The sequence below is a fragment of the Variovorax sp. P1_H12_2 genome (genome assembly GCF_056405335.1).
Genome location: NZ_JBFUCI010000333.1, coordinates 1 through 7,296, shown reverse-complemented (window position 1 = coordinate 7,296; position 7,296 = coordinate 1). Strand labels below are relative to the sequence as shown.

Genomic DNA, 7,296 nt, shown 5'->3' with positions numbered 1-7,296 from the left:
ATCTGGCGCTGGCGATCCCCGACGATCTGGTGCAGACGGCCGAAGCGCTGCGCCGGCTGGTGCAGGCGCTCGAAGAACGCCGGCACCTGGCCGGCGATGCCGGCGTCCGCTTGCCGATCGCGCAGCCCTATCGCTTCGAGGACTGCGGCTGGGTCGCCAACCGCTGGTGCGAACTGTTGCCCATGCAGACCGAACTCAGGCAGCGCCTGATGGCGCTCGACAGCCCGCTGATGCGCCTCGAACTGGTCAGCGATCTGCTCGCACGGGCCGGCATCGCGACCTAACCGCTACCAATTCGATAGCATCGAAGGCAGTCCAGGCGCGTGTCGGGCGATGGTCCTTCAGGAGCCGAGGGCGGTTAAAATGGCGGGTTGCGTGCTTTCGCACGCCCTCCTTCCCCCCRCTCCCCAGTGCCCATGTCCGACCACCCGACTCCTTCCGTTCCCGTGCCCGCCGCGGCCGCCGCCACCGACGACAACCAGCTGATCGCCGAACGGCGCGAGAAGCTCAAAGCCCTGCGCGCGGCGCAGGCCGACGGCAAGGGGGTCGCATTCCCGAACGACTTCAAGCCCGCCGACCGCGCGGCCACCCTGCTCGCGGCCCATGGCGAGACCGCGGCCGAAGTGCTGGACGCCACGCCGGTCCCGGTCAGCGTGGCCGGCCGCATGATGCTCAAGCGGGTGATGGGCAAGGCCAGCTTCGCGACCCTGCAGGACGCCACCGGCCGAATCCAGCTCTATGTGACGCGCGACGGGGTCGGCGAAGAGGCGTATGCCGAGTTCAAGCACTGGGACCTCGGCGACATCGTCGGCGCCGAAGGCACGGCCTTCAAGACCAAGACCGGCGAACTGTCGGTCAAGGTGAGCAAGCTGCGCCTGCTGACCAAGAGCCTGCGCCCGCTGCCCGACAAGTTCCACGGCATGGCCGACCAGGAGCAGAAGTACCGCCAGCGCTACGTCGACCTGATCACCGACGCCGCGGCGCGCGATCGCTTCATGGCGCGCAGCCGCGCGGTGAGCGCGCTGCGCGAATTCATGGTGGCCAACGACTTCCTCGAGGTCGAGACGCCGATGCTGCATCCGATCCCGGGCGGCGCCAATGCCAAGCCGTTCAAGACGCATCACAACGCGCTCGACCAGGAGATGTTCCTGCGCATCGCGCCCGAGCTCTATCTCAAGCGGCTGATCGTCGGCGGCTTCGAGCGCGTGTTCGAGATCAACCGCAGCTACCGCAACGAAGGCATCTCGGTCCGGCACAACCCGGAGTTCACGATGATGGAGTTCTACGCGGCCTACTGGAACTACCGCGACCTGATGGACTTCACCGAGACGCTGATCCGCACCATCGCCGACAAGGCGGTGGGCAGCCAGCAGCTGAGCTACCAGGGCCAGGCCGTCGACCTCGCCCAGCCCTTCGAGCGGCTCACGATCCGCGAGGCGATCGTCAAGCACACGGAAGCCGGCGCCAGCGTCGACGACGCCGCCTGGCTCGTCAACGCGCTGCGCAAGATCGGCCTCAGCGAAGAGAAGGACAAGCTCTCGCAACGCAGCCTGGCGAGCCTGCAGGTCATGTATTTCGAGGAAACGGTGGAAGAGAAGCTCTGGCAGCCGACCTTCATCATGGAGCACCCGACCGAGATCTCACCGCTGGCGCGCGCCAACGACGAGCGCCCCGAAGTGACCGAGCGCTTCGAGCTCTACATCACGGGCCGCGAGTTCGGCAATGGCTTCAGCGAGCTCAACGATGCCGAGGACCAGGCCGCACGCTTCAACGCGCAGGTCGCGGCCAAGGACAGCGGTGACGACGAAGCCATGTTCTACGACCACGACTTCGTGCGCGCGCTCGAATACGGCATGCCGCCCACCGGCGGCTGCGGCATCGGCATCGACCGCCTGATGATGCTGCTGACCGATTCGCCGAGCATCCGCGACGTGATCCTGTTCCCGGCCTTGCGTCGCGAATCTTGAGCAAGCGCGCACCTGCGATCGGGATCGACTTCGGAACGTCGAATTCCGCAGCCGCCTTCGTGGCGGAAGACGGCCTTGCACGMCCGCTGCTGCTGGAGGGCTCGGCCACCGCGATCCCGACCGCGATCTTCTTCAATTCCGAGGACCGCAGCACGCATTTCGGCCGCGAGGCGATGGCGCTCTACCTGGCGGGCACCGAGGGCCGGCTGATGCGCTCGCTCAAGAGCATCCTGGGCAGCGCGCTGATGCAGGAGCCGACCGAGATCGACAACCAGCTGGTCAGCTTCGAGGACATCATCACGCTGTTCCTGTCGGAACTCGGCACCCGCGCACGCGCCCAGCTCGGCGCCCAACCCGGCCGGGTCGTGGTCGGCCGGCCGATCCGCTTCGACGACGAAGACGACAAGCGCGATGCCCTGGCCGAAGCCACCCTGCGCCGCGCTGCGGAGAACGCCGGGCTCGGCGAGGTCACGTTCCAGTACGAGCCGATCGCGGCCGCCTTCGACTTCGAGCGCCGCGTGACGCGTGAATCGCTGGTGCTGATCGTCGACATCGGCGGCGGCACCTCCGACTTCACGGTCGTGCGGCTCGGCCCCGAACGCATGCAGGACCCCGATCGCGCCGGCGACGTGCTGGCCACGACCGGCGTCCACATCGGCGGCACCGACTACGACCAGCGCCTGAGCCTGGCCTGCGCGATGCCGCACCTGGGCTTCCGCCACCACGGCCCCCAGGGCCGCGAAGTGCCGAGCCGGCCCTTCTTCGACCTCTCGACCTGGCACCTGATCAACTGGCTGCAGACGCCGAAGTCGATCCGCCAGGTGCAGGAGCTGCGCAGCAGCTACCTCGACACGCGGCTGCACGATCGCCTCATCCGCGTGCTCGTCAATCGCGAGGGCCACCGCGTGGCCAGCGAGGTCGAGGCGGCGAAGATCCGCAGTTCGATGACCCACGACGAGGTGGCGATCGACCTCTCCTGCGCCGAACCGGGCCTGGCGGCCGCGCTGACGGCCGGCGACATGGAACGGCACCTGGCAGCACTGCTCGACAGCGTGGTGGCCTGCGCCGGCGATTGCGTCCGGCGCGCCGGCCTCGAGGCCGGCGACCTCGACGCCATCTACCTGACGGGCGGTTCGTCGGCGCTGCGCCCTTTCCAGAGCGCACTGCGCCGCGCCTTCCCGGGCATCGATCTCATCGAAGGCGACCTTTTCGGCGGCGTGGCTGCCGGTCTGGCCTACTCCGCTGCCACCGCCGCGGGCACGCGGACGCCGCAGCCCGCATGAAGTACCTCGCCGCGTACCCCGCGGCACTGCGCGCGCAGGTCGAACAGATGGTCGCCGAGGGCCGGCTCGGCGACTGGCTGCTGAAGCGCTACGGCGCCATGCACGCGATTCGGACCGACCGCGCGCTGTACGACTACGTGATCGACCTCAAGAGCGAGTTCCTGCGCAACGCCGAGCCGCTGTCCAAGGTGGCCTTCGACAACAAGCTGCACGTGATCCGGAACGCGCTCGGCACCCACACGACCGTTTCGCGCGTGCAGGGCGGCAAACTGAAGGCCAAGCGCGAGATCCGCGTGGCGAGCCTGTTCAAGGAAGTGCCGATCGAGTGGCTGCGCATGATCGTCGTGCACGAACTGGCGCACATGAAGGAGCGCGAGCACGACAAGGCTTTCTACAAGCTGTGCGCCCACATGGAGCCGGACTACCACCAGTTCGAGTTCGACCTGCGGCTGTACCTGACGCATCTGGACGGCGGCGGCGGCCGGCTGTGGACGCCATCGGCCTGAAGACTACGCGCGCGGCAGCATACCCAGCGCTTGCCGGTAGGCGGACGACGCCCTGAGCGCCGTCCAGTCGAGCGGAGCCCCGCGCGGCAGGAGGCTGCGCCGGCGCGTTTCGCTGGCCGATTCCGGCTTCCAGCGCCCGCCGCGCCGCGCTTCGGCGAAACCATCGAGCAGCTCGTCGAGCGCGGCTCCTTCGCCGATGCTCTGGTTGCACAGCAGCGCGAGATCGCAGCCCGCATCCAGCGCGGCGAGGGCCGCATCGGTGTAGCTCAACAACCGGCCGTCGATACGGCGCGCGGCCTCCATGCTGAGGTCGTCGCTGAACACTGCACCGTCGAAACCGAGCTTGCCGCGCAGGATCTGCCGCAGCCATTTCGACGAGAAGCCGGCCGGACGGACATCGACCTTCGGGTAGATCACGTGCGCCGGCATCACGGCGGCGAGCGTGCCCGTGAGCCAGTCGTAGGGCCGCGCGTCGTCCGCCAGGATGGCCTTGAGGCTGCGCCGGTCCATGGGAATCGCCACATGCGAATCGGCCTTGACGAAGCCGTGTCCCGGGAAATGCTTGCCGCAGTTGGCCATGCCGGCCTGCAGCAGGCCGTGCATCACGCTGCGCGCCAGCAGCGCGACCACGCGCGGGTCGCGGTGAAAGCTGCGGTCGCCGATCACGCTGCTTTCGCCGTAGTCCAGGTCGAGCACCGGGGCGAAGCTGAAGTCGATGCCGCAGGCGCGCAGCTCGCTGGCCAGCACGTGGCCACAGGCGACCGCCGCCTGGGTGGCGCGCAGGGCATCGGTCATCCACCACTCGCCCAGCGCGCGCATGGACGGCAGCCGCGTGAAGCCGTCGGTCCTGAAGCGCTGCACGCGGCCGCCTTCGTGGTCCACGCAGATCAGGATGTCGGGCCTGAGCGCCTTGATCTCGGCGTTCAGCGCCGTCATCTGTCGCCGATCCTGCCAGTTGCGCGTGAAATGGATCACGCCCCCCACCAGCGGATCGGCCAGCCGGCGGCGATCGGCGGCATTCAGTTCGGCCCCCGCGACATCGATGATCAACGGGGCGTGCGAGTTGTTGTCAGTCATTCGTTGCGTTCGACCACGACGAAGCTCGCCGCATAGTCGGTTTCGTCGGTCACGGTCACATGGGCGCGCAGGCCCTGGGCCTCGAACCATTCCTTCAGGCCGCCGTGCAGGACGATCACGGGCTTGCCGCTCTTTTCGTTCGCGATCTCGCACAGCCGCCAGCTCATCGGCATCCGCATGCCCGTGCCGATCGCCTTGCTGAAGGCCTCCTTGGCCGAGAAGCGGGTGGCCAGGTAGCGCAGGCCGCGCTTGGGCCAGCGCGCGCTGCGGGCCTGCCAGATCGCGAACTCGGCATCGCTCAACACCTTTTGCGCAAAGCGCTCGCCCTGGCGCTCGAAGGTGGCGGCGACGCGACGGATGTCGCAGATGTCGGTGCCGATGCCGTAGATCACCGGGCTTCTTCGATGCGGCGCAGGTATTCGCGCGTGGCTGCGGAATAGCCGAGCTCCAGGGCATCGGAAACGAAGGCATGGCCGATCGACACCTCGCGCACGCCCGGCACCGCCCTCAGGAAATCGCTCAGGTTGTCGCGGCTCAGGTCGTGCCCGGCATTGACTTCGAGCCCGGCCGCCTGCGCGGCGCGCGCCGCTTCCGCGTAGAGCTGCAACACGGGGCCCGCCTTGGAGGTGTCGCGCGAAGCTGCATAGCCCTCGGTGTAGAGCTCCACGCGATCGGCGCCGACCGCCTTGACGGCCGCCATCATCTCCGGCGCCGGGTCCATGAAGAGGCTCACGCGCACGCCCAGCGCCCGGGCCTCGGCGATCAGCGGCCTCAAGCGTTCGGCGTCCTCCGGAAAGCTCCAGCCGTGGTCGCTGGTGGATTGGGTCTCGCTGTCGGGCACGAAGGTGGCCTGGTGCGGACGCAGTTCGCGCACGAACTCCATCAGGTTGTGGAAGGGGTTGCCCTCGATATTGAACTCGGCCTCCGGCCAGTCCCTGTGCAGCAGCCCCGACAGGTCACGCACGTCCTGCGGCCGGATGTGGCGCTCGTCGGGCCGCGGGTGCACCGTGATGCCGTGCGCACCGGCGTCCAGGCACGTTGCGGCAGCGAACAGCACGCTGGGGATGCCGAGCTGGCGCGTGTTGCGCACCAGCGCGACCTTGTTGAGATTGACCGACAGGGCTGTAGACATAGTGCTAGTAGTGCTCATAGAAACCCTCCGCGCAGCAGCGCTTCGGGATTCGCCTTGGGAACGGCCCGGCGGCTCATAAGGCTTGCAGGTCCCGCATCATCTGCCGCGTACGCAGCGTTGCAACGCCGCAATGGTAGTTGAGGAGCACCCGCGATTGGGTGCGCAATGCGCCGTCGCGGCCGGCGCACACGCGCAGGGTCGCCGCAAAGGGCGCGCGATCGTCGAGCGCGGCCTGCAGCGCGAGCCAGTCGGCGCCCGCCAGCGCGGCTTCGTCGTCGGCGGCCTGCCGCAGCCCGGCCTCGGGCACCAGCGCATAGCGGCCGGCCGGCTCCAGCGGCGCCTGGGTCAGGGTCTCGACATCGAGCGAGGGCAGCAGCCCGACCTCGCGCAGCAGCAGCAGTTCGAAGGCCCGAAGCGCCGCCGACTGTGTCGCCGCCTGCGCCCCCGCATGGTGGCCCGCCAGCACCTGCACCACGGCCGCGTAGGCGTCGAACACCGCCTCGTGCGGATCGTCGCGGGCCAGCAGGCGCAGCAGCAGTTCGTTGACGTAGTAGCCCGAGAGCAGCGCCTCGCCGGTCGGCATCACGTGCCCGCCCATCCATTCGGCCCCCTTGAGCGTCCGGATCTCGGCTTCTCCGCTGAAGTTCAGTTGCAGCGGCTGCAACGGCAGCAGCACCGGGCGGAAGTTGGAACTGGGCCGCTTGGCTCCCTTCGCCACCAGCGCGATGCGCCCATGGTGGCGCGTGAACACCTCGAGGATCAGGCTCGACTCGCTCCAGTCGTAGCGGTGGAGCACATAAGCCGGCTCATGGGTGACCCGACGAACGGCCATTCAACGGGCCGCCCTGCTCTTGCAAGGCTCGCAGCGCCGGCGACCGGCGCGACCGAGGCCAGGAATCCCGCGGAACCGGCTTTGCCGGGCCGCTGGGATTGCCCCCGGGCAGGGGCTGAGGGCCGCGGCTCCAAGCCTGCCTGCGCAGGCTTGGACGTGCCCGAAGAGCAGCCGCCTCTGGCGGCCGCCTGGTGTCTGAGCTACACGAAGTGAGCGAGGCTGGGGGGCGAGCTTACTCATATCCAAAGGAGCGGACCCTGGCCTCGTCGTCGGCCCAGCCCGAGCGCACCTTGACCCACAGCTCGATGAACACCTTGGCGTCCATGAGCTTCTCGAGCTCCTGCCGGGTCTCGGTGCCGATGCGCTTGATGCGCTCGCCCTTGTCGCCGATGACCATCGCCTTGTGGCCGTCGCGCTCGACCACGATCGTGGCGGCGATGCGCAGCAGCCGCTTCTGGCCTTTCTTCTGGGGCGGCTCCTCCTCGAACTTGTCGATCAC

At 68.5% G+C, this 7,296-nt stretch carries 8 protein-coding genes and 1 pseudogene; 4 read left to right on the top strand and 5 right to left on the bottom strand.

The annotated features are described in order from the left end of the window. From AC1D2K_RS25905 to AC1D2K_RS25890, 4 genes and pseudogenes are all read left to right on the top strand, one after another. Positions 1–284 (top strand): annotated as a pseudogene (locus AC1D2K_RS25905) (LON peptidase substrate-binding domain-containing protein); the annotation flags it as partial. A gap of 132 nt (positions 285–416) precedes the next feature. Beyond that, a complete protein-coding gene (gene lysS, locus AC1D2K_RS25900) occupies positions 417–1,967 on the top strand; it encodes a lysine--tRNA ligase (protein WP_478092114.1) in 1,551 nt (516 codons plus the stop codon). Further along, entirely contained in the window at positions 1,961–3,250 is a 1,290-nt protein-coding gene (locus AC1D2K_RS25895; RefSeq protein ID WP_478092116.1) for an Hsp70 family protein, read from the top strand. Before lysS ends, AC1D2K_RS25895 begins: the two co-directional genes overlap by 7 nt. Next, positions 3,247–3,756 carry a YgjP-like metallopeptidase domain-containing protein gene (locus tag AC1D2K_RS25890; protein WP_478092112.1) on the top strand — a complete coding sequence of 170 codons (510 nt, stop codon included), beginning with the start codon at positions 3,247–3,249 and terminating at the stop codon, positions 3,754–3,756. The genes AC1D2K_RS25895 and AC1D2K_RS25890 overlap by 4 nt, the downstream gene beginning before the upstream one ends. A gap of 3 nt (positions 3,757–3,759) precedes the next feature. Here the strand turns inward: AC1D2K_RS25890 and nagZ are convergent, their stop codons facing one another. The 5 genes from nagZ to AC1D2K_RS25865 all read right to left on the bottom strand — a co-directional run. After that, positions 3,760–4,833, bottom strand: coding sequence for a beta-N-acetylhexosaminidase (gene nagZ / locus AC1D2K_RS25885; protein ID WP_478092110.1), 1,074 nt, complete (start codon positions 4,831–4,833; stop codon positions 3,760–3,762). Next, a complete protein-coding gene (gene acpS, locus AC1D2K_RS25880; protein ID WP_478092108.1) occupies positions 4,830–5,225 on the bottom strand; it encodes a holo-ACP synthase in 396 nt (131 codons plus the stop codon). The genes nagZ and acpS overlap by 4 nt, the downstream gene beginning before the upstream one ends. Next, positions 5,222–5,983: a pyridoxine 5'-phosphate synthase gene (locus AC1D2K_RS25875; RefSeq protein ID WP_478092107.1), complete on the bottom strand. Its 762-nt coding sequence runs from the start codon at positions 5,981–5,983 to the stop codon at positions 5,222–5,224. The genes acpS and AC1D2K_RS25875 overlap by 4 nt, the downstream gene beginning before the upstream one ends. Before the next feature lie 55 nt (positions 5,984–6,038). Next, positions 6,039–6,797: a DNA repair protein RecO gene (gene recO, locus AC1D2K_RS25870; RefSeq protein ID WP_478092106.1), complete on the bottom strand. Its 759-nt coding sequence runs from the start codon at positions 6,795–6,797 to the stop codon at positions 6,039–6,041. Between the two features lie 232 nt (positions 6,798–7,029). Beyond that, positions 7,030–7,296, bottom strand: a 267-nt coding sequence (locus AC1D2K_RS25865) for a KH domain-containing protein (RefSeq protein WP_478092105.1), incomplete at its 5' end; no start/stop codon positions are given.

Bases quoted from the DNA above. Each gene is read 5' to 3' on its own strand.
- nagZ (WP_478092110.1), bottom strand. From the start codon at position 4,833: ATGACTGACAACAACTCGCACGCCCCGTTGATCATCGATGTCGCGGGG.
- recO (WP_478092106.1), bottom strand. From the start codon at position 6,797: ATGGCCGTTCGTCGGGTCACCCATGAGCCGGCTTATGTGCTCCACCGC.
- AC1D2K_RS25875 (WP_478092107.1), bottom strand. From the start codon at position 5,983: ATGAGCACTACTAGCACTATGTCTACAGCCCTGTCGGTCAATCTCAAC.
- AC1D2K_RS25890 (WP_478092112.1), top strand. From the start codon at position 3,247: ATGAAGTACCTCGCCGCGTACCCCGCGGCACTGCGCGCGCAGGTCGAA.
- lysS (WP_478092114.1), top strand. From the start codon at position 417: ATGTCCGACCACCCGACTCCTTCCGTTCCCGTGCCCGCCGCGGCCGCC.